Below are 23,723 nucleotides of genomic sequence, written 5' to 3'. Positions count from 1 at the left end.
GTTATGAGCTCCGTCTGACAAGATATCTCCAGCCTTTCATCAGAAAGGGCATCAGGTGGGCATCCAGGCCGAAAGCTCTGCCGGCTCCTGCCAGCATGGCTATTTCAGCAGGTATCAGCCACCAGCTGGTTTCATACAAGCCGGTGGAGAGCAGAAAGTTCACATTTAGGGCCAACGCCGCCAGCGCTGCCAGGAAAGTGAAGGTTCCTGAGAAAAAAGCAAGTCCCAGAGCTATTTCAGCCAATACGATCATTACTTGAAAAAGCAGCGCATTGGGGATTACCAGGTTGTTTGCTATCCAGGCATACCAGCCGGGAGTATGAGGGGAAATTATACTGAACACCTTTTCGCCAGTCTCGGTCACCGAAGCACTGGAGGCTGCGTCAACAGGCAGACCGGCCAGCATGGGCTTTGCCAGCCAGCCTTCATTTATCTTATTGTAGCCCTCCATGAACCAGGTATATCCCAGAAACAGCCGCAGGGGCACCAGCCAGAAGGCAAGTGTCCGGAAGGTGTAGTGATATTCCAGGAAATTGAGCCTGTGCCTTTTGTGCAGCAGTTCATGGCTGAGATATTTGAATACCAGCTCAAAGCCTCCGATTCCAAATAAATAATGAATGTTAACCATATATTTCATGACTATTGAAAGCCATATGGGGAATATTTTACCCATTATCTCGCTGACGGCAAAATTGCTTCCTATTGACACCATAACCCCGTGGAGCTTTGGCTCCAGCCTGGTTTTATCTTTGTTTCTGATGTCTGCCAGAATATTTTTTCCGGCATTTTTTCCGGTCTGCACTGCCGATTCTACAAGAGGGGGAAGTACTTTATCCTCATAGGTAAAAGCGCTGACATCGCCTATGGCATAAACATTCTGCAAGGTGGTTTTTGTGTATTCATCGACTACCAGCCTGGAGGTGCGGTTCTTTTCAAGGTCAATGCTGGCGGTCAGCGAAGAGGCTTTGATCCCGGCTGTCCAGATAAGAGTGCGTGTATTGATAACCCTTCCGTCCTTGAGTTCCACCCTGTCAGGCTCCAGCTTTGTTATGGCACTCTCCAGCAAAACGTTGACCTTCAGTTTGTCTGTAAGGTATCTCATGGAGGCGTCTATATTTTTATCCTTAAGTATATTCAGTATTTTAGACAATGCTTCAATTAAATACAACTGAACCTCATTGCGGTCAATGTGGAACTGGGTGCAGAGCTTTCTAACCCACATGCCCAGCTCTCCAATCATTTCCACTCCTGTAAAGCCTCCGCCGCCTACAACGAAAGTCAGGAGGGCACTTCTCCTGTCTTTATCCTCCTCCTGGGCGGCTCTTATAAAGCAGTCATATATCTGTTCCCTTACCGCGACAGCATCCTTATAGGACCAGAGGGGGAAACAGTTTTCCTTCATTCCAGGAATGCCGTAATAGTTTGGTTCACTGCCAAAGGCCAGCACCAGATAGTCATATTTATATTGCCTGTCTTCAGAGCTTACAGTGTTGTTTTTGAAATCAAAACCAACTATTTCATCCTTTATTATGTGAACATCGGTATAGTGAAAGATGTCCCTTAAGGGGACTGTGACGCCGTCTTCGGCAATCCTGTTTCCCGCCACCTCGTGAAGCTCGGTCAACAGGGTATGGTATGAGTTTTTATCTATTATGGTTATTCTGATATCATCATCTTTCTTTTTTTTCTTTTGTCAGGTACAGCGCGGTTTCAATGCCTGCATAGCCCGCACCGGCAATAATGATATTTCTCGACATAAGAGTATCAGCAGCCTTTCTGGAGTGATTTTATTTCAAATTGTCTTTTCCGGTAAAGTTATAAAAATAGCAATTCAAGGGAAAAATTATTCAATGTAATGAACTTATATATAGGATGTATTAATTAGTGGAATTGTATTCAAACAAAATCACAGGTATATGGATTGAACAGGATTATTTCAAAAAAGAAAGCGGTGGATATACCTATGTTGAAAAAGGGAGATGTTATATTAGTTCTGTTGATTGTATTTGGAATATGCCTGTCGGTCATAATCGGCGGCGGGAACAATTCCGACAGCCTGGCAAGCTGGAATAATGCAGGCAATCCCGGTAAGGAGGAGGTTTATGCAATCATAAAGCAGGATGATGAAGTCATAAAAAGCATAAACCTGACAAAGCTGAAAAAAAGAGAAGTCATAAAAGTTTCCGGACAATATGATGAATTTATCGTTGCAGATCAGAAAAAAATCTGTTTCATGTCGGCCGACTGTCCCGACAGGCTTTGCGTAAAAACGGGATGGATAGACAAGCCCGGACAGATAGCCGTTTGTCTTCCGAACAGAACTCTGATAAAAATAGTTGGAAATAATGATAAGTCTTTGGACGGTGCAGCAAGATGAAAATGTATCTAAAAGGAAACATCGATATAAAGAAAATAATTTATTTATCCTTGTTGGCGGCCCAGTCTGTTCTGTTGTCGGTTATAGAGACACAGCTGCCTGTTCCTGCCGGAGTTCCGGGGATCAAGCCGGGCCTTGCCGGTATTGTTACAATTGTCAGTCTGGTATTCTTCAGCTTTTCAGATGCAATATTGATTATTCTTATTAGAAGTGTCATATCCTCATTGTTTATGGGAGGCCCCGTAATGTTCATGTTCAGTATTTGCGGAGGGATACTCAGTGCGGCGGTTATGTGGATCATGTTGAAGTATGTCCGTAAATTCTTCAGCTTTACGGGAATCAGTATTGCGGGAGCAGTTGCCCATAATACCGGACAGATAGCAGTTGCATGCTTTGTAATGAGTGATCTGTCCGTTGCTGCATACCTGCCTGTGCTTCTGGTTTCAGGAATTCTGACGGGAAGTTTTATGGGCATTTGCGGTACTTTTATGATCAAAGCACTAAAAAAACTTAACCTGATCGAATATATATAAAGGATTTACACTGAGGCTTGTTTAATTTAATATATAAAATGATATAATAAATCACGATTTGACTTGAAAATATTTTCGGAGTGAAAAAAATGACGGTATTGACTGCCTCAGTGGTTTTACTAAACACTACAAGAGCATACGACAAGAAATATACATATATAATACCCGACGGCCTGGCCGGAAGAATATGCACAGGCTGCAGGGTCCTGGTACCCTTCGGAGGCGGCAGCACGGTCAAGGAGGGCTTTGTCCTGGAGATAAAGCCTGTCGATGCCGGTTCTCTCAGAAATGATGCTAAAAATATTGAATATAAACCCATCAAGCAGGTCCTTGAACCCTATTCACTTATAAAGGGAGATAACATTGAACTGCTGGAATGGATGAAACGGGAGTATATCTGTACATATTCGGATGTTATCAAATGCATGCTTCCCCCGGGAATCAACGTCAAAACCGTCAAAACCGTCAAATTGACCGACAAAGAGTTCAAAGCCTTTAAAAAACAGGACTTGAACAGGATAGTGGAAAACTTGAACTGTGTCGGTGGTGAGTGTGAGTATGACGAACTGCGGGGGATGTGTGAAATAAAAGGCTTTAAAGGCTGCATCCAAAAATTGTTCGAGTGCGGTGCGGTTACAGTGGAGGAATGCTATCAGCAAAAGGTCAATGCCAAATCAGTCAAAGGCGTCAGCCTTGCCAGGACCCGTGAAGAAATAATTGAAGCGCTGGAGAATAATGCTGTCAAGAGGATCCAGCATATTAGAGTACTGGAGATATTGCTGGATAATGAACTGGTTTCGGTAGCCGACATACAAAGGTTCGCAGGGGTTACCTCCTCAGTTCTCGACACCCTCAGCAAATACGGGTACATATGTTATAAAACCATAGAGCTTCAAAGAAATCCCATAAAGGACAGGGAATATGAAAAGACAGAACACCTGACTCCCACAGCCGAACAGGCCGCGGCGCTGGAAAAACTCATGGGACAGCTGGATACCGGCACTTTTAAGGAAAGCCTTATCCATGGAATAACAGGAAGCGGGAAAACGGAGGTCTATCTCCAGCTGATTTCCCACTGCTTTGATATGGGTAAAAGAGCAATTCTTCTGGTGCCTGAAATCTCTCTGACGCCGCAGATGGTTGAGAGGTTTGTTTCAAGGTTCGGAAAACGGGTTGCAGTGATGCACAGCAGGCTTTCCCTGGGAGAGAGGTTTGATCAGTGGAGACTGATAAATGAGGGAAAGGTAGATGTTGTTGTAGGTGCACGTTCGGCGGTTTTTGCACCTGTAACCCATTTGGGGCTTGTTATTATTGATGAGGAGCATGAGGGCTCCTACAAGTCGGAAGCAATGCCCAGATACAATGCCAAGGAAGTAGCCCGGAAGCGGTGCTTTATAAATAATGCCCTGCTGGTATACGGCTCGGCCACACCGTCGGTGGATACATATTACAGGGCAAAAAATGGTGATATTGACCTTGTTGAAATGAAAAACAGGCCCAACACCTCCGAGCTTCCAAAGGTCATAATGGTTGACATGCGTCTGGAGCTGGAAAACGGCAATAAGACACCTTTCAGCTATCTGCTCCAGGAGGAATTGAAAAATAATGCCGCAAACGGTCAGCAAAGCATATTGTTCCTTAACAGAAGAGGCTTCTCGACTTTTGTAATATGCCGTAATTGTGGATATACTATGAAATGTCCCGAGTGTAATATTGCGCTGACCTTTCATGCAAAAAGCGACCGCCTGATCTGCCATTACTGCGGCTTCACCGTGAAAAACCCGGCCCAGTGCCCCTCCTGCGGGAGCAAGCATATAAGGCACTTCGGCGTCGGAACCCAGAAGATCGAGGAGGAGATAAGGAACAGACTTCCCGAAAGCTCGGTTATAAGAATGGACATTGATACGGTGGGCTATAAGAATGCCCATGAAGAAATATTGAGCCGGTTTAAAAATGAAAATATAAACATTATGGTGGGGACCCAGATGATAGCCAAAGGGCATGATTTTCTCAATGTGACACTGGTTGGGGTTCTGGCCGCCGACAGTATGCTGAATACAGGGGATTTCAGAGCCAATGAGAGAACCTTTCAGCTGCTGACCCAGGTTGCGGGCAGGGCCGGAAGGGGAGAAAAAGCCGGAAGGGTTATAGTACAGACCTACAATACTGATGAATACAGTATACTGGCCGCCTGCCGTCAGGACTTCACAGGTTTTTACAATCAGGAGATTCTGATCAGAGAGAGACTGGGGTATCCGCCCTTTAACAATATTGCCGTGATTACCTTCAGCGGCAGGAAAGACAGAAGGGTTTTTGAAACAGCCAAAGATATCGGGCCTGAACTGTCCGAAGACGCATTGCCAGACTTTACGGTACTCGGGCCGTCAAGATGCCCCATACCAAAGCTGGCGGGAAAATACCGCTGGAGAATTGTAATAAAGGCCGGAGACCGGGAGAAGCTTATTGAACGGTTAACGCTGGTGTCTGACAAGGTATGGAAAAAAATCAAGGATGAGGACATGTCCATGAGCATGGATATAAATCCTTACAATATGCTATAATTATGTAAAACGTTAATTATGTAAAACCCTGGGTATAAAACATAGTATATAGTAAGATGACCAAAACTTCGGCAATAATTGGAGTATACGCAGCCTTGAATTTAAATAATAAATAATAAAATTGGTGGAGGTTATTATGGCATACAGAGAAATCAGAAAAGACGGTGACGAGGTCCTCAGAAAAAAGAGCAGACCGGTTGAAGTAATAGATAAGAAAATAGAAACCTTGCTGGACGATATGGCAGACACCATGTATAAGGCCGACGGAGTCGGACTTGCAGCTCCCCAGGTCGGCATACTCAAACGCATCGTAGTTATAGACATAGGCAACGGCCTATTTGAAATGATAAATCCGGAAATCCTTGAACAGAACGGAGAACAGGATGGAATAGAGGGCTGCCTGAGCGTACCGGGTACTTCCGGTGAAGTAGTGCGTCCCATGCATGTAAAAGTAAGGTATACCGACAGAAACGGTGAACCTGTGATCCTTGAAACCGAAGAACTCTTTGCAAGGGCTATATGCCATGAGCTGGATCATCTGGACGGAATTTTGTACAAAGATAAGGCTCATAAAATGTTCACCGCTGAAGAAATTGAAAAAATGCAGAAATAAGGGGAGGTTTTCATTTGAGGATAGTTTTTATGGGTACTCCTGATTTTGCGGTACCAAGTCTTGAAATGCTGGTTAACGAAGGTTACGACGTTGCTGCTGCAGTCACGCAGCCTGATAAGCCAAAGGGCAGGGGCAACAGGATGGCGGCTCCTCCGGTAAAGGAATTTGCATTAAAACACGGCATAGAGGTTTTGCAGCCCGAAAAGATAAAAACCCCGGAATTCATTGAACAGATCAGAGCTCTGAAACCTGACTTGCTCATAACTGCCGCCTACGGAAAGATTCTTTCAAAAGATCTGCTTGACGTACCTGTGCACGGCTGTATAAATGTGCATGGTTCACTTTTACCGGCATACAGGGGGGCTGCTCCCATCAATTGGGCAGTTATAAACGGAGAGAGTAAAACGGGTATTACAACCATGTTCACCGACGTGGGGCTTGATACCGGAGATATGCTTTTGAAAAAGGAGCTTGCCATCGGGCCTGATACCACCGTAGGAGAATTGCATGATAAAATGGCTGTGCTTGGAGCGGAGGTTTTAAAGGAAACCCTGCTTGAGCTCAGGAAAGGTACGCTTGAAAGAATACCCCAGGAAGACAATGCTTCCACATATGCTCCTATGATGAACAAGGAGCTGGGCTTGATAGACTGGAACAAAACGGCCCGGAAAATACACGACCTGGTCAGGGGAACCGATCCGTGGCCCGGAGCATATACCTTTATTGGGGGCGGCAGAATGAGAGTATGGAAAACCTCTCTTGTGCCGGAAGCCGCAGATAGCAGCCGCAGCAACGGAGAAATCCTTAAAGTGGATGATGAAGGTATTTTGGTAAAATGCTCTGATGAAAATCTATTGATCAGGGAGGTTCAGTTTGACTCTTCAAAAAGGATGAGTGTCCGTGATTACATTAGAGGCCATCAGATTAATACAGGTGAAACACTTGGAAAATAATATAAAAGTATTTGTAAGAACATCAACAATAATATTTACTGTTTTTATTTCACTGCTGGCAGTTTTCAGTGTCGCTTATGCCCATGCCACCTTAAAGGCCTATAATATTATTTTAATGTCTATTATAGCAGCTATGGGCCTGAGCTTGCTTTTGTTATTACTTGTGAGTCTTGCAATTGTCTCCACCTACAGAAACAAAAAAGCCCGTTTGGTCATGTTAATGCTGACAAAAGCCGGTATGCAGATAATGCTGCCGCTGGCACTTTTATTTGCCAGGGCAAACCAAACGTTAAAAAAGAGTATAAGACTATTTTATATAGAGTTGAATAATATCGTTGTAGAATCTGATAATAAGAAATACAGGCCTCAGGATGTTATGCTGCTTTTGCCCCACTGCCTTCAAAACAGTGAATGCGGCTTAAAGGTGACCAATAATCCCCAGGTCTGCCGGAGATGCGGAAAATGTAAAATCGGCCAGCTGTTGGACTACGCTTCGGAAAAGAATATAGGTATATTTATAGCAACAGGTGGAACTGTTGCGCGGAAAATAATCAGGCAAAACAATCCAAAACTCATTATATCGGTTGCCTGCGAAAGGGATCTGATGAGCGGGATATCGGATGTTAAAGTGATCCCTGTCATAGGGATTACCAATAAACAGCCAAATGGTCCATGTTTCAATACCGATGTGGATTTTGCCGCAATTAAGGAGCGGGTGGAGCAGTTGACTTAAAAATGGATTATGCAAAATTTTCATTACATTTTGTGGCCGCTATTGCGGCTCAAAGCCATTACATGGCTAGGAGGTTAGCTTGAAAGACTTCACTTGCGTTCGTCTTCCAAGCTAACCTATGAATTTATGGCCGTGCGAAATATTCAAAGTATTTATCAAATACTTTGAAAGCGCACATGGCCAATTAACCTCCTTTATTCGCCTTATAGCGGATGAGGGAGAGAGATTTCATTACAGTTTTGTGGCCGCTAAGCGGCTCATGGAGGTTAATATGGGATTTTTTTATATGGATCAATATTATCTGGTTTTGGTTGTTCCGGCACTGATAATATCAATGATAGCTTCGTTCCGTGTAAGGACAACCTTTAACAAATATCGTGAAATAGGCAACTCGAAAAATATGACGGGGGCCGATGTGGCAAGATATCTGCTGCAGTCAAACGGCATATATGATGTACAGGTTACCAGAATAAAAGGGGAACTCACAGATCATTATGACCCGCGCAAAAAGGAACTCCGCCTGTCCGATTCGACATATTCCAGCATATCTGTGGCGGCTGTGGGAGTGGCGGCTCATGAAACGGGTCATGCCATACAGCACAGTGTAAAATACGGTCCTCTGGCTTTGAGAAGTTCATTGGTGCCTGTTGCAAATATAGGCTCACAGGCAGGCCCCACTCTGGCTATCCTCGGATTGATACTGAGCTGGTCTGTGCTGATCAATATAGGCTTGCTGCTGTTTGCGGCTGCAATACTTTTCTACCTGATAACCCTGCCGGTGGAGTTCAATGCCAGCAGCAGAGCCATAGAAAGCCTGGACAGACATAATATTTTAATGAAGGATGAACTGCAGTCGGCAAAAAAAGTCTTAAATGCCGCAGCTTTGACATATGTGGCATCAGCCCTTGTGGCAATAGCAAACTTTTTGAGACTGCTGCTGCTGGCTGGAAACCGCAGAAACAGGGATTAGATAAAAGAAGACAGGAGAAAGTATGGCAATAGATACGGCAAGAGAGACTGCTCTGAAAATTTTGTATGATATCAGTGAGAATTCGGCATATTCAAACATCTCGGTCAATAAATATCTTGAGGCCGGGGAGATGAGGGAGATCGACAGGGCTTTTGCAACAGAGCTGGCCTATGGGACGGTCAAGTGGCTCATAGAGATCGATTATATAATCGATAAATTTTCCAGTGTCAGGCTGAAGAAGCTGTCACCCTGGATCAGAAATATATTAAGGCTGGGAATATACCAGCTGCTCCACACCGACAGGATACCGGTATCGGCGGCCTGCAATACCAGTGTCGAGCTGGCCAAGCGATACGGGCATCAGGCCTCAAGCCGCTTTGTCAATGGGGTCCTGAGAAATGTGGCGAGAAGCAGTGACAACATGCCATACCCTGAAAAGAAGGATATGATCCGCTACTTGAGTATTGTATATTCACACCCGGAGGAATTGGTTTCCAGATGGCTGCAGCTGTTTGGAGCCGGATTTACCGAAAGCCTGCTGAAGAGCAATAATGAAGTGCCCGGCTTCAGTGTGAGGGTCAATACGCTTAAAACAAACCGCAGGGCTTTGATGGAAGCACTTAAGGCCGAGGGATGTGAAGCGCGGGAGGGGAATTACCTGGAGGACGCGGTGATCCTGGAAAATCCGTCCTCCATTGCCAGGCTTGAAGCCTTCCGGAATGGATATTTTACCGTTCAGGATGAAAGCTCGATGCTGTCGTCGGTGGTACTGGGGCCGGCAGAAGGCCAGCTGGCCGTCGATGTGTGCAGTGCTCCAGGCGGCAAGGCAACACACCTTGCTCAGCTTATGAATGACAAAGGCACCGTGCTTGCACGGGATATCCATCCCCATAAGCTGAAGCTTGTGGAGAGCAATGCCGCCAGGTTGGGCATACATACAATAGAGACCGAACTGTTTGACGCTGCAAAGTGTGATGAAAATCTTGCGGGCAGGGCGGACAGAGTTTTGGTGGATGCCCCCTGTACAGGTCTGGGAATAATCAGAAAGAAACCTGATATCAAGTATTCAAGAAATCTTGCCGGTCAAAAGGAAATAATAGAGCTTCAGAGGCAGGTGCTCAAGAATGCCTCAAATTATGTAAAGCCGGGAGGATATCTGGTCTACAGCACCTGCACCATACAGCCCGAGGAAAATCTTGACAATGTCATGGCTTTTCTTTCGGAAAACAAGGACTTCAAGCTTGCGGGCTTTGAGGATTTGCTGCCCGAAAAGCTAAAGGCCGGGACGGCAAAGGAGGGGTATATACAGTTGTACCCAAATGTAAATCAGACAGATGGTTTTTTTATAAGCAAGATAATGAAAATCAGTGATTAGCAGGCGGTAAATCGGAGTAATTTATTATAAGCGCCCGGAGTTGGAGTTGTTTTGCCTTGGTAAAAGAAAAGAAAGTAAAAAAAAGATGCATTTTATTGAATAAATGGTATAAAATAGTAGATGTCATTGTTCTTAAAAGAGAAGCTTTAAAAATCAATATTATAGAGAGTATTAGGGAAACATATGAGAAATTTAATGGACATGACTCTGGAGGAACTGGAACAGCTTCTTTCAGAAATGGGTCAGCAGAAATTCAGAGCCAAACAGATATTTAAATGGGTTAACAGCGGGATAAAATCCGTGGATGATATGACAAACCTTTCAAAGCAGCTGAGGCAGGAATTAGGCCAGGTTGCTGAAATAAGCAGGCTCAGGCAGGTAAACAAGCTCCAATCAAAAATAGATTCTACTGCAAAATACTTGTTTGAACTGGAGGACGGGAATATAATTGAAAGTGTGCTTATGGAATACAAGCATGGTTTTACGGCCTGCATATCCTCACAGGCGGGCTGCAGAATGGGCTGTACCTTCTGTGCCTCAACAGGGGCGAATTTTTCAAGAAATCTGACCCCGGGGGAAATGCTGGATCAGGTTATGACAATGCAGGAGGACTCGGGAAAAAGAATAGGGCATATAGTATTAATGGGTATTGGAGAGCCGCTGGACAATTATGATAATGTGGTCAGATTTTTAAGAATTGTAAATCATCCCGACGGTTTGATGGTCGGCCTGAGAAATATTTCTCTGTCCACCTGCGGGATAGTGCCGCGGATACTTCAGCTGGCCGCGGAAAATTTGCCGGTTACCCTGTCTGTTTCACTTCACAGTGCAAGGGATGACAAGCGGTCGGCTATGATGCCTGTGAACAAGGCCTATTCTATTGACAAATTGCTCTCAGCATGTAAGATATATACTGAGAGCACTAAAAGAAGGATAACATTTGAATATGCAATGATTTCGGGAGAAAACGACTCGGAGCAGGATGCAAGAGAACTTGCAGGTTTACTAAAGGGAATGCTGTGTCATGTAAATTTGATTCCTGTAAATACCGTTCAGGGAAACGGTTATAAAAAAAGCTCACGGGTTCAGATAGATAAATTTAAAAACATTATGGAATCAAGAGGAATTGAAACTACTGTTAGGAGAGAGCTGGGCAGCGATATCAATGCTGCCTGCGGTCAGCTGAGAAAGAACAGACTAGACAGTAATGCAGATTAGGCTTTTGGTATTTTGGTGTTTGGTTCAGGAGTGATTTTTTTGAAGTATGGCATTAGAACAGACAGAGGGCTAAAGAGACAACTGAATGAGGACAATTGCAATGTTCTGGTTGGATATCCGGGAATACCGGCCTGTTTCGTTATTGCAGACGGAATGGGAGGGCATAAATGCGGGGAGGTAGCCAGCAAACAGGCTGTGGATTCAGTATGCAATTTATTGCTTAAGGCAGACTGGGAGAAAAAAAATATTTCCGAAATGCTAAGGGATATTATTGTAAAAGTAAATGATGAGATCTATAATTTTTCACTTTTGGATGAAGCTACCCAGGGTATGGGCACGACGCTTATAATTACCGTGCTGAAAAACAGAAAGCTTTATATCGGTCATGTTGGTGACAGCCGTGTATATATTATCAGAGAAGACTCCATTGAAAAGGTGACCTGGGATCATTCCTTTATTGAAGAGCTTGTCAAAAATGGTTCCATCACCAGGGATGAAGCGGTGAATCATCCAAAGAGAAACCTTATAACACGTGCTGTAGGCTATGAACTTGGTTTGCAGGTTGATACATACGAAATAGATTTAAAAGATAATGATATAATTCTCCTTTGCACCGATGGTCTGACAAATATGCTTACAGAGGAAGAAATACTGGATATAATAAAAAATAATGAAGAACCACAGGATGCTTGTGATACTTTAATTCAAAAAGCAAATAATAACGGTGGGGAAGACAATACAACCGTAATAGTTGGTAAAATATAAGTAGAGGTGAAATATGGAAGGTCAAGTATTAGGAAATAGATACCTGTTACTGGAAAAAATCGGCGGCGGCGGAATGGCAGTCGTATATAAGGCAAAGTGTAATCTGCTGAACAGATTTGTCGCTATTAAAATATTACGTTCTGAATTCACTAATGATGAAGAATTTGTCAAGCGCTTCAAGGTGGAGGCCCAGGCGGTAGCGAGCCTGTCACATCCGAATGTTGTTTCCATTTACGACGTAGGACACCAGGATGATATTCACTATATAGTTATGGAATATGTCGACGGGATGACTTTGAAGGAATTCATCAACAAGCATGGGGCTATTAATTGGCAGGATGCGGTGAAAATAACCATTCAGATCTGCTCTGCCATTGAACATGCGCATAAAAATAATATTGTACATAGGGATATCAAGCCCCATAATATTTTGCTGACAAAAGACGGCATAGCAAAAGTTACCGATTTCGGTATAGCCAGGGCTGTTACTTCTTCAACAATAACCATGGTTGGAAGCACAATAGGTTCGGTGCATTATTTTTCTCCCGAACAGGCCAGGGGCGGCTTTATTGATGAAAAGTCCGACCTGTATTCACTTGGAATAGCGTTGTATGAAATGGTAACAGGGAAGGTTCCCTTTGACGGTGATACTCCGGTTTCAGTGGCACTGAAGCATATCCAGGAAGTGCCTGTGGAGCCGCACAAACATGTACCCAGCCTGCCCTACGGTGTGAATGAAATAATCATGAAAGCAATTCAAAAGGAACAAAATCTCAGATACCAATCGGCAACTTCAATGATCAACGACCTGAATAGAGTCCTGGTACAGCCCCAGGGCGGCTTTGTGGGCGTGGAGAATTTTAACGGCCAGTCCACCATCCGTATGAAACCTGTTAATTCACCCAGAAATGCAAACGAATCCAGAAATAATGAATATAATAAAAATAACGACGCTAAAAAAGAAAAAAAGAAAAATTATGTTGCATACTGGATTGCTGGTATTACAAGCATACTTGTGATTGCTCTGGCTATTTTCATGGTAATCAGTTTATTCAGTAAAACAATTCAACCCACATACAAGATGGATAACTATGTAGGAAGAGAATACGAAGCAGTTAAAATCGAACTTGAGGAAAAGGGCTTTAAGATAACCCCGACTATGAAAGTAAGTGAGACTGTTGCAAAAGGTATTATCATAGATCAAAGCATTCCCCCCGGAACGGATTATAAAAGCGGAAATTATACTTCCCTGGAGCTGACTGTAAGCAGCGGTCCCAAAATGTCCAAGGTCCCCGAGGTAAAAGACCGGGAATATAGAGAAGCACAGAGCGAAATAGAGGCAAATAACCTCAAATACAAGATTGAAAGGGAATTCAACGAGGATGTTGCAGCCGATTATGTAATAAGAACAGAGCCTGCAGCTGGTGAAGAAGTCGAGGAAGGTACCGAAGTCACCATATATGTGAGCAAGGGTGCAAAAACCCAGAGGATAAAGGTGCCGAATCTTGTTGGAAAAACTGAACTTGAAGCACAAAAGGCACTGGCCGATAATAAACTGCAGCTTGGAAATATAATTCCAGCCGGCGGAAAGGGTATAGTTAACAAACAATTACCTGAAGCCTATACCGAGGTTGAAGAGGGCGAATCGGTCACTATCTGGCTGACCGTGGAACAGGCTCCGGCTACAGATACATCCCAGGAGCCGACTCTTCCGACAGACACGTCGGGGGATGGAACCGAGACAAAAGATCCGGCCGATTCCACACAGTCTGATGTTCAGACAAACAATCAAAATAACAATGGAACCAATGTAACTAACTAACAGGGATACGGGAAAACAGGAGGTAACTTATTGCCAGCAGGAGTGATTCTAAAAGGAATTGGTGGTTTTTACTACGTAAAGGACGACATTAACGGGGACGTTTATGAATGCAAGCCAAGAGGGGTATTCAGGAAGGATTCCATAATACCGCTCCCCGGTGACCGGGTGGGCTTCAGTGTGCTTGATAACCAGGAGAAATTAGGCAATATTGATGAAATTCAAAAACGTTCGTCGGAATTAGTGCGTCCTGCTGTAGCCAATGTTGACCAATTGGTTATAGTTGTGGCGGTTAAGGCACCAAGCCCTGATTTTATGCTGTTGGACAAGTTGCTTATAACAGCTGAAATGAAAGACTTAAATATCCTTATTTGTATAAACAAGATCGATATTGATGATGGAAATGCAAAGCTTATCAAGGATGCATATTCCCTGGCAGGCTATAATTGTATTGAAATAAGCTCGGTAAGGAATATAGGCTACAGGCAGCTAAAAGAAGAATTGAAGGACCATATGAGTGTATTTGCCGGTCAGTCGGGTGTTGGAAAGTCAACAATTCTCAATCATATTATGGAATCCTGGGTAATGGAAACAGGCAGTGTGAGCCAAAAGATCGAGCGGGGAAAACACACTACAAGGCATGCCGAAATCATGGAGCTTAAATACGGAGGTTATGTTGCAGATACTCCGGGCTTCAGTTCCTATGAGATAACCGACGTGCAGTATAATGAACTTCAGAATTATTATCCTGAATTCAGAAAATATTTAAATACCTGCAGATTTACTTCCTGCAGCCATATTACAGAACCTGACTGTCCCGTACGCGAAGCACTTGAACGCGGTGAAATAGATAACAACCGGTTTCAGAGATATACACAATTATACAAAACCCTAAAAGACATACCACAATACAAATCAAAAAAGACAGAAGCCAGGAGAGTGATAAAGTGATAAAGATTGCCCCTTCGATTTTAGCAGCGGATTTTTCCCGCCTTGGTGAGGAAATACAAAAAGCTGATATTAACGGTGCTGATTTAATTCATATTGATGTAATGGATGGACATTTTGTTCCAAATATAACTATAGGACCTGATGTAGTCAAGCACTTGAGGAAAACTACAGACAAGCCCTTTGATGTGCATTTAATGATATCAGATCCCGACAAATACATAGAGAAATTTGCAGAAGCAGGAGCTGACATCATTACGGTACATGCCGAAGCCAGCCTGCACCTCAATAGAACCATCCAGCTGATCAAAAGCTTCGGAAAAAAGGCCGGGGTTGCATTAAATCCTGCAACTTCCCTGTCGGCGCTGGATTATATATTGCCGGAACTGGACATGGTCCTTTTAATGACGGTTAATCCCGGCTTTGGAGGACAGTCCTATATAAAGACAGCAACAAGAAAAATTGAAGAATTGAAAAATTTGGTGCTTAGAAGCACTGTAAATATTGATATTGAAGTAGATGGCGGTATAGACACAAGTACTATCGGGCTGGTAACAAGGGCAGGGGCCAATGTTATAGTGGCAGGTTCGGCCGTGTACGGAAAGCCGGATGTGGGAGAGGCCATCAAACAGTTAAGGCTGAATGCCTTTAACAGAAATCTTGTTTAGTGCTACTGCTGTATTCAGGATATATATTATGTAAAATAAAAATTAATTGGTGAATGATGAAAGCTGTTATTGTATGCAATGGTTCTGTCAAGGACTATAATGTTATAAGACCTTTTTTTGAAAATGCCGGCTATATCATTTCTGTAGACGGAGGTGCGGGGCACCTGCGGAAGCTGGGCATAATACCGGATGTTCTTCTGGGAGACTTTGATTCTGCAAATAAAGAAGATATTGAATACTTTCAGACCCGGGGCATAAAAGCCGAGCAGTTTCCTGTTGAAAAGGATATGACCGATTCGGAGCTGGCAATTGAAAGGGCAGTGGAAAAAGGGGCCGACGAGATAATATTCATTGGAGCTATGGGGAGCAGGGTTGATCACTCCATGGCAAATATTTTTCTGTTAAAAAAACTGCTGGACCAAAAGGTTAAGGCCTGTATAGCAGATGAACACAACCGGGTATATATGTTTGACAAAACCTTTTCGATGCCGAGGGTGGAGGGATACAAGCTGTCACTCATTCCTGTTACCGAAGAGGTGACAGGGGTAACAACAAAAGGCCTGAAATACCCCTTGAACAATGCCACCATGCATCTGGGAACCTCCTGGGGGGTCAGCAATGAGTTTTATGAGGATATTGCCGGTGTGACCATTGGCAGCGGTACGCTGCTGGTCTGCTTATCCCGGGACTGAAAAAGATGTAAATGTGATTAAGGAAAGCAATTGAAATGTCAAATATAGTAACAGATACAACCATATATACGGGTAAACCCGATTGCACCGGCAGGCTTCAAAAGGAGACAGGCACATATGATCTCCTTGAAAAGCTGGGAATCGAATACTTCCGGCTGGATCACAAGGAGACCAATTCCATAGATGACTGCCACGAGGTTGAGAGGCTGCTGGAAATAGAAATCTGCAAAAACCTGTTTCTATGCAATTCTGCCCAGACCCGATTTTATCTGCTGGTAATGCCGGGGGATAAGAAGTTTGATACTAAAGCTGTTTCAAGGCAGATAGGCTCGACAAGGCTTTCTTTTGCCCATGCGGAGCATATGGAAAGGTATTTGAACATAACACCCGGGTCTGTCAGCATATTAGGCCTTATGAACGACGGGGAAAAGAAGGTAGGTTTGCTGATAGACAGGGATATTCTGAAATCGGAATATTTTGGCTGCCATCCATGTGTCAATACCAGCAGCCTTAAAATCAAAACAAACGATCTGCTTACGAAGTTTCTGGCGTATACCGGACATTCACCTTCATATGTGGAACTGTAAGCCGGCAAAAGCGAAATTTGATTAAAATTATTTTATTTATTGAATAAACATATTGCATGAGAGTCTGAATCATGGTACTATATTAAAAGTAAAAACGCTTGGGGCATTAGCGCAGTTGGGAGCGAAAGCTATCCCATGTGCAATTCCGCAGAAAAAAGAAATTTGGAAATTGTAAAAACCGGAAACCGCATGAATAAGGGGTTTTCTAATATATGGGGGTGTAGCTCACCTGGGAGAGCGCTTGACTGGCAGTCAAGAGGTAAGGGGTTCGATCCCCCTCATCTCCACCACAATTTGTCTGAAAAGCCTGAATTATCAGGCTTTTCAGCGTTTTATACATAAAATTTTAGTGCGTTTGCGGGCTTTTTTCATTATAATTTTTCAATAAAAAAGAGTTTCCTCTTTTTTATCCCTGCATTGCTTCTATTAATTTCTTTGTTCCTATGATATTTATTGCCCTTTTAATATTGTAGGCAAGAAAACTAAGGCCAATCTCGGCTGTGGCTTTTTCTTTTCCCTTACATAGAAGATAGTGTGCTCCATGATACCACTTGACTGTCCCGAAGGGATGCTCCGACAGGCACATTCGCTCTTTCATCTTGCTGGTATCTTTCTTTATCCTGAGGACTACTTTTGCTGCCGCCGCATAATCTTTTCTGTCCAGAGTATGATTGAAAGGATTGATGGGGATTTCAGCAGGAATTGAATTGAGTTTATGCTTTATATGTCCGTACATTCTAACAGGGACGTATTTAGTTTCAGGCCCAAAGCTTACCTCTTTCGGCTTTCTTGAGTCTGTGCACCGGTTAGGACATTGCCGGCAGGCTTCCTTGCTGCCATAGATGGTACTTTTCCCTCTAACCTTTTTCTTTGTCAATATATTCCCCATAGGACAGGTGACTGTACCGTTATCATTCAGTGAAAAGCAGCTTAAAGCCGTCTGTCCCTGAATTTCCACTTCGATTACCGAGTTTTCATAACAAGCGGGCAGAACTCCCGCTTTGATGCATGCAGATTCCAACGGAATAGGCAAAATAGCCGCGCTTAAATACAACTATATCTAAGCTTGAATTTAGACTCCTGTAAGATAAAAACAGCCCCGAATAACGAAGCTGTTTTACTAAGTAATATTATTTTACTGCGCATTGATCGTATCAACAATGGACATATTATGAATCCGTCTTGCCGGACCGCTCACAGCAAAGATGGATGTGATCATAACAATCGCCACAATCACTCCGAGCGCCCCCAGCGGAAGCTGCCACAGATCGCCCCAGTGGGCGGTTATCATCTCCTCGAACAAGAACTTATGCAACGGCAATCCCAGAATGCATCCTGCGGCACTGCCCGCAGCAGAATACGTGACAGCCTCCGCCGCCACCATTTTTAACAGCTGACGGTCGCTCATACCGATTGCGCGCATAGCGCCGTACTGTTTAATGCGCGCTGAAACACTCATAGAAACGCTATTCACAATATTGAATATGGTGATCAATGCAATAATCACCAGAAAACCGTACATGAACAGCGCCATCGAATAAAAGGCGCCTCTTGCTTCATGATTGCCTGCACGCTGATCAGAAAACTGTATGTGGGGGCCTGCCAGGGAACGGATAGCACTTACGTCATCATCCGTCGCCTGATTGGAAAGCTGGATATCAATGATGGTATAGCCTGTTTCGCCGGTCAGCTGCCGGAATGTCGTTTCAGAGCAGATAACCGTCTCAACCCCTTTTACGCGATCAAACGGGCTGGAAGAAAGTAGCCCTGCCACAGCGACTTCCTTTTGTCCGTTCCCCAAATCAAGGGCAAGCGTATCCCCGGCATGCAGGGTGCTTTCCGGGTCATAAACGATCAGGACCCTATCATCCTTCTGCATTACATCTTCGAGAGAACCTTCCAGCAGGCTTTCACTGGCCCATGAAACCTGATGCTCCTCATAGGAGATCAGGTTGATCATCCTTTCCTGCCCGGCTGTTTTTACAGGAACATCATAGGCAAACATTCGCCCATATGCCCGTTTTACTTTCGGATTATCCTGCAATGCTTCCACCAGCCGGCTGTCGATGGAGAGGGTATTATCCGCGCTGATGATGGAAAGATCCGGCGTCCACGGTCTTAGCGGCTTGAGGGCATGGTGCATAAAGTCGACCGCTGTTGAGAAGCAGAGAAACAGTACGATGCTAAGGGCAAAGGAGCCAACCATCAAAAGGAAATTCTTTTTGCTTGCTTTGGCGTGGTGGATGCCAAGAGAGACATCAACCTTGAAAATGGCTGTATTGGCCGCTGTGCGAGGAGACTGAAGGGAATTGGCATTTCCGGAAGCCGCTGTCAGAGGAGAGACCCGAGCCGCCTTTTTGGCCGGAGATCTCGCGGCTAAAAGCACCGTAAAAATGCCTACCGCAATACCGGACAGAAGGCCGATCCAGCTGATGCCAAAGGACGGCATTTCGGCAAAATAGCCGGGGCTTAAAAACTTCAACAGCGCGCATAAAACCCACACGATCACCATTCCCATCCCAAGCCCCAATGGGATCGCTGTTTTACACCATTGCAGCCCCTCCAGGCGAACGAACCGCATAATTTGCTTTTTGGTAGAACCCAGGCAGCGCATCATGCCAAAGAATTCTGTTCTTTGCATCACATTGCTATTCAGGCTGCTTGCAATCATCAGAATACCGGCCAGCAGCACCACCACAAACAAAACGGCGGCGGTGCCGTAAAGCGCGAGCATATAGCTGTCGCCGCTCTGGCCGATCATTCCGAGCAGTACGGCATTCTGCGATACTTGTTTGTCAGTCAGCCGGTATTGCTGTGTGATATCAGCAATGACCTTTTGCATATTGCAGTATTTGGAAAGCTGAACCATGAATTGACCGGTGTACAGCTCCTGGGGTATTGCCGAATGAAACCCTTCCGTCGTAAGCAGCAGAGCATAAGTATCCTGTTTTAGCAGTTTTGAGGTTGCTTCAGCAAAGCCTACGACAAAAAGCCGCACCGGTTCGGAACCCAGATGTTCCAGTGTGATGGTGTCGCCCACGTTGATGCCAAGACCGTTTTTCGCGTTTTCGGTTAAGACAACCTCGTTCTTTTTTGCTGGATATACTCCCTCGGTAAGCTTTGTGGGGAAGATGGCTTCAAACACATTCTTATCCACCCCCGCAGCACCGACGGATTTTCCCAAGACCGTATAGTCGCTTTCCTCTCCAAGGTAACCATACCACCCAGAGACTTTAGCCTCCGGCCGGGCGGCGATCATTGCCGCGGCCTGTTCATCAATACCGGTGAATGCCGCATGCCAGTTCCCATATCCTTTGATTGCCCGCAACTCTTGGCTGCGCATTTCCATATCCGCCATGCCAAAAATAGCGGTAACAAGGAAAACCGCAAGTACAATGCAGATCCGGGTCATCCGGTTTTGCATTTTATGGGCTTTGGCGGAAATAGGGATAAGGTCCAGATAGCTTTTCATCCCCGCACCCCTCCCAGATCGGCAAGCACGCCGTCCGTTACCCGCAGGACACGGTCTGTCGAGGAGGTCAGGTTGATATTATGGGTAATCATCAAAATCGTCTGCTGGTAATGCCGGGAGGCCTTCACAAGCAGATCGATCACATCCCGGCTGTTTTTGCTGTCCAAATTACCGGTCGGTTCGTCGGCCAGAATCAGCATGGGCCTGGTAACCAGTGCGCGGCCGATTGCCGCACGCTGCTGCTGTCCTCCGGAAAGCTGGCTGGGAAGATGTCCCCTTCGTTCTGTCAGCCCCAATACCTGTAAAATCTCATTGACCGAAGCCGGATCAGGTTTTTGATAATCCAGGAGAAGCGGAAAAACAATATTTTGTTCCACCGTTAATTCCGGTACCAATTGATAGGACTGAAATACAAATCCGATATTTCTGCGCCGGAAAACAGTCCGATCTTGCTCCTTCATCGAGAACAGATCCTTGCCCTCCAGAAATACTTTGCCTGAGGTTGGATGATCCAAACCTCCGGTACAGTTTAGCAAGGTGCTTTTGCCTGAGCCGGATTCGCCTATGACCGCCGCGAATTCACCCTTTTCCACCGTAAAGGATATATCTTTTAGGGCGTCGACCCGCGTTTCTCCCTTGCCGTATGTTTTACAGAGCTTTTCAACTTTTAATATCTGCATTGTTATCATCCTCCTTCCTTTAAGAATAACAGGCACAGCTTACACCCAGGTGACGATCAGCTTACAATTCTGTAAGGAAGGATAAGATGAAGGTCGTACCGACATTGGGGGTGCTCTGTACGGACAGAATCCCTCCCTGGCCCTCGACAATGGCTTTTGCTAAGGAAAGGCCAAGGCCGACGCCTTGTATATCCTTGGAATTTTTACTGCGGTAAAAGCGTTTGAAAATATGATGGATATCTTCCGGGGCAATGCCGACTCCATCATCCGTAATTGTAATACGCACCATAGCCGGAGACCGTTCCCACGAAATATGGATATGACCGTCGAGGCCTGTGTGGTCCAAAGCATTCTTGACGATATTCCCCACGGCCTCGCTTGTCCACCCAAAATCACAGACAAGCTGTTCCTCCGGCTGTCCGCTTACGATGATCTGTTTTTCTTCATGGCTGGCCCTTGTCGTCAATTCCGAAATTGCCTGCGCCGCAATTTCGGATATCCGATGCGGTGCTTTTTCAAACGGGATGCTTCCGGCATCAAGGCGTGTGATTTTGAGAAGCGACTGTATCAGCTGCTCCATGCGGCCGAGAGCCGTCGTTGTTTTTTGCGAAAACTCGGCGACGGCCGCGGGGTTATCCGGCTCTTCCGAAATAATCTCGTTGTACATATTAAGCGCTGCGAGGGGTGTTTTTAATTGATGGGAAATATCCGAAACCGTGTTTTTCAAAAATTCCTTTATCTGATATTCCGTTTCTCCCTTGGCCTGCAGTGCAGACGCGAGGCTGTCGACGGAAGCGAACAGCCGATACAGGGTGCCTTCGTCCGAGCGCGGCAAATGCGCCGTGAAATTGCCTTCCGAAAACGCAAGAATGACGTTCATGGCCTGGCGGTACAGCCTATCTCTTCTGATAAAAAAAAGCGCAGCATAAAGCGAGGAGAATGACTAGAAAGCTCAGCGTACCGAATAGAACCGCCCGAAAGGTAACTGCCTCAAAACCGGAGACGGCAGGCAGAAAACGGGCGGAGGTTTCTTCCGTATAGCCGAGCTGTGTGAGAAAAATTTTCCCTTGCCCATCGTCCTGTGTGTTCGCGACAGCGGAAGCAATTATATCCGGCGATACCCCCTGATCCAAAAGGGAACCGGCAACGGCGCTGTCGTGTGACAGCAGCATTTCTTTTGCGGCCTGCGTTTGTCCTATACACAGTAACGAGCCAAAGCCAAGCAAAAGGATCGAAAGGGCGATCAGGCCAAGGAAAAAATGTCGGGACTGTTTTTCTCTCCAAAAGCTCATTCTGACACCTCTTTCCACTGGTAGCCGAACCCCCGCACCGTGATCAGGCGTTCGGGATGCGACGGATCGTCCTCCACCTTTTCCCGCAGGCGGCGGATATAAACGGAAAGCGTATTGTCATCGACAAAGTCCCCGGTGCCGTCCCACAGTTCATTCAATATTACGTTTCGTGTCGTCACGTGCCCGGCGTTTCGAACCAACAGGCAGAGAAGCCGATATTCAGCGCCTGTCAATTCCAAAGGCTTTCCTTTAAGCAAAACGCGGCTTCCAAGCAAATAGATCGAAATGTCCCCGAGATCGAGCGTGTTTGACTGCGATGGTTTGGAAACGCCGGCTCGTCGCAGAAGCGCGCTGATGCGCGAGCATAATTCGCCAAGCTTAAAAGGCTTTGTAATGTAATCATCCCCGCCGCTGTCAAGTCCCCGGATTACATTGACTTCTTCGTCGGAAGCGGTCAAAAAAATAATAGGGATCTGATTTCCACTCTTTCTCACCTGTTCGCATACGGAAAAGCCCGTTCCGTCGGGCAAGGCGACATCGAGCAGCAGCAGGTCAAATCGGTTCTCTGAAATGAATCCGATAGCCTCCTTGACTGTTCGGGCTATTTCAAGTTCAAACCCATTTTTCTTCAGTGAATACTGCAAACCGTCAATCAGGCTGATATCATCTTCTAAAAGTAAAATTCTATTTCTCATCACGGGTCCTCCTTGTCTTCCGTTTATCTGCCGGCTTTTCCACAGCTTTCGGTATCGCCCAGGCATGTCCAAATCGGACTGCTCCGTCAATCCGGCTTTCTTCGCAGAGCTTCTGAATCCTGCGCTCTGAAATTCCCCATTTATCAGCCGCCTGTTGCACGGAAATATAGTCAAGCATATTTGTCCTCCGCATCGAATGTTTCTTTTAGTATATACGGAGAAACGAATAAAAGCAAACAAACCGTTCTTAAGGAATCTCCTCCATTCCCTATGAGGTAGCCCTATTCATTTTTGGCCTATTAAGTTTGCTTCATATGAATGATTTATCGCTTAATAGTTACAGATTCTTCAGGCTTATTGACATGAGATCTTCATAGTGGTATATTTCTAACATAATGTTATAAATATACCACTATTGGAGACCCGCTATGAAAGTTAATAAATTAGGATTTTTATCCATACTTGCGCTTATAGGGATTTTGGGCATAGTTACGGAACATAAGCCATTCCTAGGTTTTTTGGGTTTTACTTATTATGTCCGCTATTTCTTTGTGACACCGGATGAAATGTTTCAACAGAATGTCAGAAGAGCAGCAAGTATCGGCTTCTTTTCGGGGGTGGGCGCCACCGGGCTTGCACTCATTATACGTACTCTATTCCCGGAATTTATAACAAGCAATATGGCGTTGGCATCCTGCTATGTCGTTTCTGTGTTCTGCTTTACTATTGCCCTCATGGTTCTTGAGATAAAAGAACAGCGGGGGTGCTGAAC

The 23,723-nt window shown here is 45.0% G+C and carries 25 protein-coding genes and 1 tRNA gene; 18 read left to right on the top strand and 8 right to left on the bottom strand.

Features of this window, described 5'->3' with window-relative positions:
• Position 1: 1 nt before the first annotated feature.
• Positions 2–1,606, bottom strand: a complete 1,605-nt coding sequence (locus CTER_RS24495) for an NAD(P)/FAD-dependent oxidoreductase (protein ID WP_242835078.1) — start codon at positions 1,604–1,606, stop codon at positions 2–4.
• 357 nt (positions 1,607–1,963) lie between these two features.
• On the opposite strand from CTER_RS24495, the gene CTER_RS24490 reads away from it, so the two are divergent.
• The 17 genes from CTER_RS24490 (at position 1,964) to CTER_RS24415 (ending at position 17,102) form a co-directional block, all read left to right on the top strand.
• Positions 1,964–2,377, top strand: coding sequence for a NusG domain II-containing protein (locus tag CTER_RS24490; protein ID WP_004630379.1), 414 nt, complete (start codon positions 1,964–1,966; stop codon positions 2,375–2,377).
• A 2-nt stretch (positions 2,378–2,379) separates the two neighbouring features.
• Positions 2,380–2,910 carry a Gx transporter family protein gene (locus CTER_RS24485; protein WP_242835076.1) on the top strand — a complete coding sequence of 177 codons (531 nt, stop codon included), beginning with the start codon at positions 2,380–2,382 and terminating at the stop codon, positions 2,908–2,910.
• Positions 2,911–2,999: 89 nt separating this feature from the next.
• The gene (gene priA, locus CTER_RS24480; RefSeq protein WP_004630416.1) at positions 3,000–5,471 is read left to right on the top strand and encodes a primosomal protein N'; all 2,472 of its coding nucleotides are present in this window, start codon (positions 3,000–3,002) and stop codon (positions 5,469–5,471) included.
• 136 nt (positions 5,472–5,607) lie between these two features.
• Positions 5,608–6,084: a peptide deformylase gene (def, locus tag CTER_RS24475; protein ID WP_004630330.1), complete on the top strand. Its 477-nt coding sequence runs from the start codon at positions 5,608–5,610 to the stop codon at positions 6,082–6,084.
• A 14-nt stretch (positions 6,085–6,098) separates the two neighbouring features.
• Entirely contained in the window at positions 6,099–7,037 is a 939-nt protein-coding gene (fmt, locus tag CTER_RS24470) for a methionyl-tRNA formyltransferase (protein WP_040762056.1), read from the top strand.
• Positions 7,018–7,770: a DUF116 domain-containing protein gene (locus CTER_RS24465; RefSeq protein ID WP_242835082.1), complete on the top strand. Its 753-nt coding sequence runs from the start codon at positions 7,018–7,020 to the stop codon at positions 7,768–7,770. The genes fmt and CTER_RS24465 overlap by 20 nt, the downstream gene beginning before the upstream one ends.
• A 271-nt stretch (positions 7,771–8,041) precedes the next feature.
• Positions 8,042–8,740, top strand: a complete 699-nt coding sequence (locus tag CTER_RS24460) for a zinc metallopeptidase (protein ID WP_004630328.1) — start codon at positions 8,042–8,044, stop codon at positions 8,738–8,740.
• 22 nt (positions 8,741–8,762) lie between these two features.
• Positions 8,763–10,115, top strand: a complete 1,353-nt coding sequence (rsmB, locus tag CTER_RS24455) for a 16S rRNA (cytosine(967)-C(5))-methyltransferase RsmB (protein ID WP_004630363.1) — start codon at positions 8,763–8,765, stop codon at positions 10,113–10,115.
• 56 nt (positions 10,116–10,171) lie between these two features.
• Entirely contained in the window at positions 10,172–10,390 is a 219-nt protein-coding gene (locus CTER_RS28470) for a hypothetical protein (protein WP_165585981.1), read from the top strand.
• A complete protein-coding gene (rlmN, locus tag CTER_RS24450) occupies positions 10,299–11,333 on the top strand; it encodes a dual-specificity RNA methyltransferase RlmN (RefSeq protein ID WP_004630358.1) in 1,035 nt (344 codons plus the stop codon). Before CTER_RS28470 ends, rlmN begins: the two co-directional genes overlap by 92 nt.
• Positions 11,334–11,372: 39 nt before the next feature.
• Positions 11,373–12,098, top strand: a complete 726-nt coding sequence (locus CTER_RS24445) for a Stp1/IreP family PP2C-type Ser/Thr phosphatase (protein WP_004630441.1) — start codon at positions 11,373–11,375, stop codon at positions 12,096–12,098.
• A 13-nt stretch (positions 12,099–12,111) separates the two neighbouring features.
• The gene (gene pknB / locus CTER_RS24440; protein WP_004630436.1) at positions 12,112–13,920 is read left to right on the top strand and encodes a Stk1 family PASTA domain-containing Ser/Thr kinase; all 1,809 of its coding nucleotides are present in this window, start codon (positions 12,112–12,114) and stop codon (positions 13,918–13,920) included.
• Between the two features lie 30 nt (positions 13,921–13,950).
• The gene (gene rsgA, locus CTER_RS24435; protein WP_004630374.1) at positions 13,951–14,868 is read left to right on the top strand and encodes a ribosome small subunit-dependent GTPase A; all 918 of its coding nucleotides are present in this window, start codon (positions 13,951–13,953) and stop codon (positions 14,866–14,868) included.
• Complete coding sequence (gene rpe / locus CTER_RS24430; RefSeq protein WP_004630360.1) at positions 14,865–15,533, top strand: ribulose-phosphate 3-epimerase; 669 nt, start codon at positions 14,865–14,867, stop codon at positions 15,531–15,533. Before rsgA ends, rpe begins: the two co-directional genes overlap by 4 nt.
• Positions 15,534–15,586: 53 nt before the next feature.
• On the top strand, positions 15,587–16,225 hold the full coding sequence (locus CTER_RS24425) for a thiamine diphosphokinase (protein ID WP_242835075.1): 639 nt from the start codon (positions 15,587–15,589) through the stop codon (positions 16,223–16,225).
• 35 nt (positions 16,226–16,260) lie between these two features.
• Positions 16,261–16,812: a prolyl-tRNA synthetase associated domain-containing protein gene (locus CTER_RS24420; RefSeq protein WP_004630455.1), complete on the top strand. Its 552-nt coding sequence runs from the start codon at positions 16,261–16,263 to the stop codon at positions 16,810–16,812.
• 214 nt (positions 16,813–17,026) lie between these two features.
• Positions 17,027–17,102: transfer RNA gene (locus CTER_RS24415), tRNA-Ala, on the top strand.
• Positions 17,103–17,218: 116 nt separating this feature from the next.
• Here CTER_RS24415 and CTER_RS24410 read toward each other — a convergent pair.
• The 7 genes from CTER_RS24410 to CTER_RS24385 form a co-directional block, all read right to left on the bottom strand.
• Entirely contained in the window at positions 17,219–17,845 is a 627-nt protein-coding gene (locus CTER_RS24410) for a hypothetical protein (RefSeq protein ID WP_004630344.1), read from the bottom strand.
• Positions 17,846–17,947: 102 nt separating this feature from the next.
• Positions 17,948–20,284, bottom strand: coding sequence for an ABC transporter permease (locus CTER_RS24405; protein ID WP_004630351.1), 2,337 nt, complete (start codon positions 20,282–20,284; stop codon positions 17,948–17,950).
• Positions 20,281–20,964 (bottom strand): ABC transporter ATP-binding protein, encoded by a 684-nt coding sequence (locus tag CTER_RS24400; protein ID WP_004630348.1) that lies wholly within the window; start codon positions 20,962–20,964, stop codon positions 20,281–20,283. Before CTER_RS24400 ends, CTER_RS24405 begins: the two co-directional genes overlap by 4 nt.
• A 61-nt stretch (positions 20,965–21,025) precedes the next feature.
• Positions 21,026–21,844: a sensor histidine kinase gene (locus tag CTER_RS24395; protein WP_341349555.1), complete on the bottom strand. Its 819-nt coding sequence runs from the start codon at positions 21,842–21,844 to the stop codon at positions 21,026–21,028.
• Positions 21,845–21,860: 16 nt separating this feature from the next.
• On the bottom strand, positions 21,861–22,256 hold the full coding sequence (locus tag CTER_RS29210; RefSeq protein WP_341349554.1) for a hypothetical protein: 396 nt from the start codon (positions 22,254–22,256) through the stop codon (positions 21,861–21,863).
• Positions 22,253–22,951: a response regulator transcription factor gene (locus CTER_RS24390; RefSeq protein WP_004630479.1), complete on the bottom strand. Its 699-nt coding sequence runs from the start codon at positions 22,949–22,951 to the stop codon at positions 22,253–22,255. The genes CTER_RS29210 and CTER_RS24390 overlap by 4 nt, the downstream gene beginning before the upstream one ends.
• Positions 22,941–23,129: a MerR family transcriptional regulator gene (locus CTER_RS24385; protein ID WP_004630444.1), complete on the bottom strand. Its 189-nt coding sequence runs from the start codon at positions 23,127–23,129 to the stop codon at positions 22,941–22,943. The genes CTER_RS24390 and CTER_RS24385 overlap by 11 nt, the downstream gene beginning before the upstream one ends.
• A 250-nt stretch (positions 23,130–23,379) precedes the next feature.
• Between CTER_RS24385 and CTER_RS24380 the strand changes: the two genes are divergently transcribed.
• Positions 23,380–23,721 (top strand): DUF3796 domain-containing protein, encoded by a 342-nt coding sequence (locus CTER_RS24380; protein WP_004630395.1) that lies wholly within the window; start codon positions 23,380–23,382, stop codon positions 23,719–23,721.
• Positions 23,722–23,723 lie beyond the last annotated feature (2 nt).

The sequence above is a fragment of the Ruminiclostridium cellobioparum subsp. termitidis CT1112 genome, from assembly GCF_000350485.1.
Classification (GTDB): Bacteria; Bacillota; Clostridia; order Acetivibrionales; family DSM-1351; genus Ruminiclostridium; species Ruminiclostridium termitidis.
The sequence above is the reverse complement of the archived record's forward strand: the minus strand, read 5'-3'. Positions and strand labels throughout refer to the sequence as shown.

Coding starts and splice junctions, on each gene's coding strand:
- CTER_RS24490 (WP_004630379.1), top strand. CDS start 1,964: ATGTTGAAAAAGGGAGATGTTATATTAGTTCTGTTGATTGTATTTGGA.
- CTER_RS24485 (WP_242835076.1), top strand. CDS start 2,380: ATGTATCTAAAAGGAAACATCGATATAAAGAAAATAATTTATTTATCC.
- priA (WP_004630416.1), top strand. CDS start 3,000: ATGACGGTATTGACTGCCTCAGTGGTTTTACTAAACACTACAAGAGCA.
- def (WP_004630330.1), top strand. CDS start 5,608: ATGGCATACAGAGAAATCAGAAAAGACGGTGACGAGGTCCTCAGAAAA.
- CTER_RS24460 (WP_004630328.1), top strand. CDS start 8,042: ATGGGATTTTTTTATATGGATCAATATTATCTGGTTTTGGTTGTTCCG.
- rsmB (WP_004630363.1), top strand. CDS start 8,763: ATGGCAATAGATACGGCAAGAGAGACTGCTCTGAAAATTTTGTATGAT.
- rlmN (WP_004630358.1), top strand. CDS start 10,299: ATGAGAAATTTAATGGACATGACTCTGGAGGAACTGGAACAGCTTCTT.
- pknB (WP_004630436.1), top strand. CDS start 12,112: ATGGAAGGTCAAGTATTAGGAAATAGATACCTGTTACTGGAAAAAATC.
- CTER_RS24425 (WP_242835075.1), top strand. CDS start 15,587: ATGATGAAAGCTGTTATTGTATGCAATGGTTCTGTCAAGGACTATAAT.
- CTER_RS24420 (WP_004630455.1), top strand. CDS start 16,261: ATGTCAAATATAGTAACAGATACAACCATATATACGGGTAAACCCGAT.
- CTER_RS24405 (WP_004630351.1), bottom strand. CDS start 20,284: ATGAAAAGCTATCTGGACCTTATCCCTATTTCCGCCAAAGCCCATAAA.
- CTER_RS24400 (WP_004630348.1), bottom strand. CDS start 20,964: ATGCAGATATTAAAAGTTGAAAAGCTCTGTAAAACATACGGCAAGGGA.
- CTER_RS24395 (WP_341349555.1), bottom strand. CDS start 21,844: ATGAACGTCATTCTTGCGTTTTCGGAAGGCAATTTCACGGCGCATTTG.
- CTER_RS29210 (WP_341349554.1), bottom strand. CDS start 22,256: ATGAGCTTTTGGAGAGAAAAACAGTCCCGACATTTTTTCCTTGGCCTG.
- CTER_RS24390 (WP_004630479.1), bottom strand. CDS start 22,951: ATGAGAAATAGAATTTTACTTTTAGAAGATGATATCAGCCTGATTGAC.
- CTER_RS24385 (WP_004630444.1), bottom strand. CDS start 23,129: ATGCTTGACTATATTTCCGTGCAACAGGCGGCTGATAAATGGGGAATT.
- CTER_RS24380 (WP_004630395.1), top strand. CDS start 23,380: ATGAAAGTTAATAAATTAGGATTTTTATCCATACTTGCGCTTATAGGG.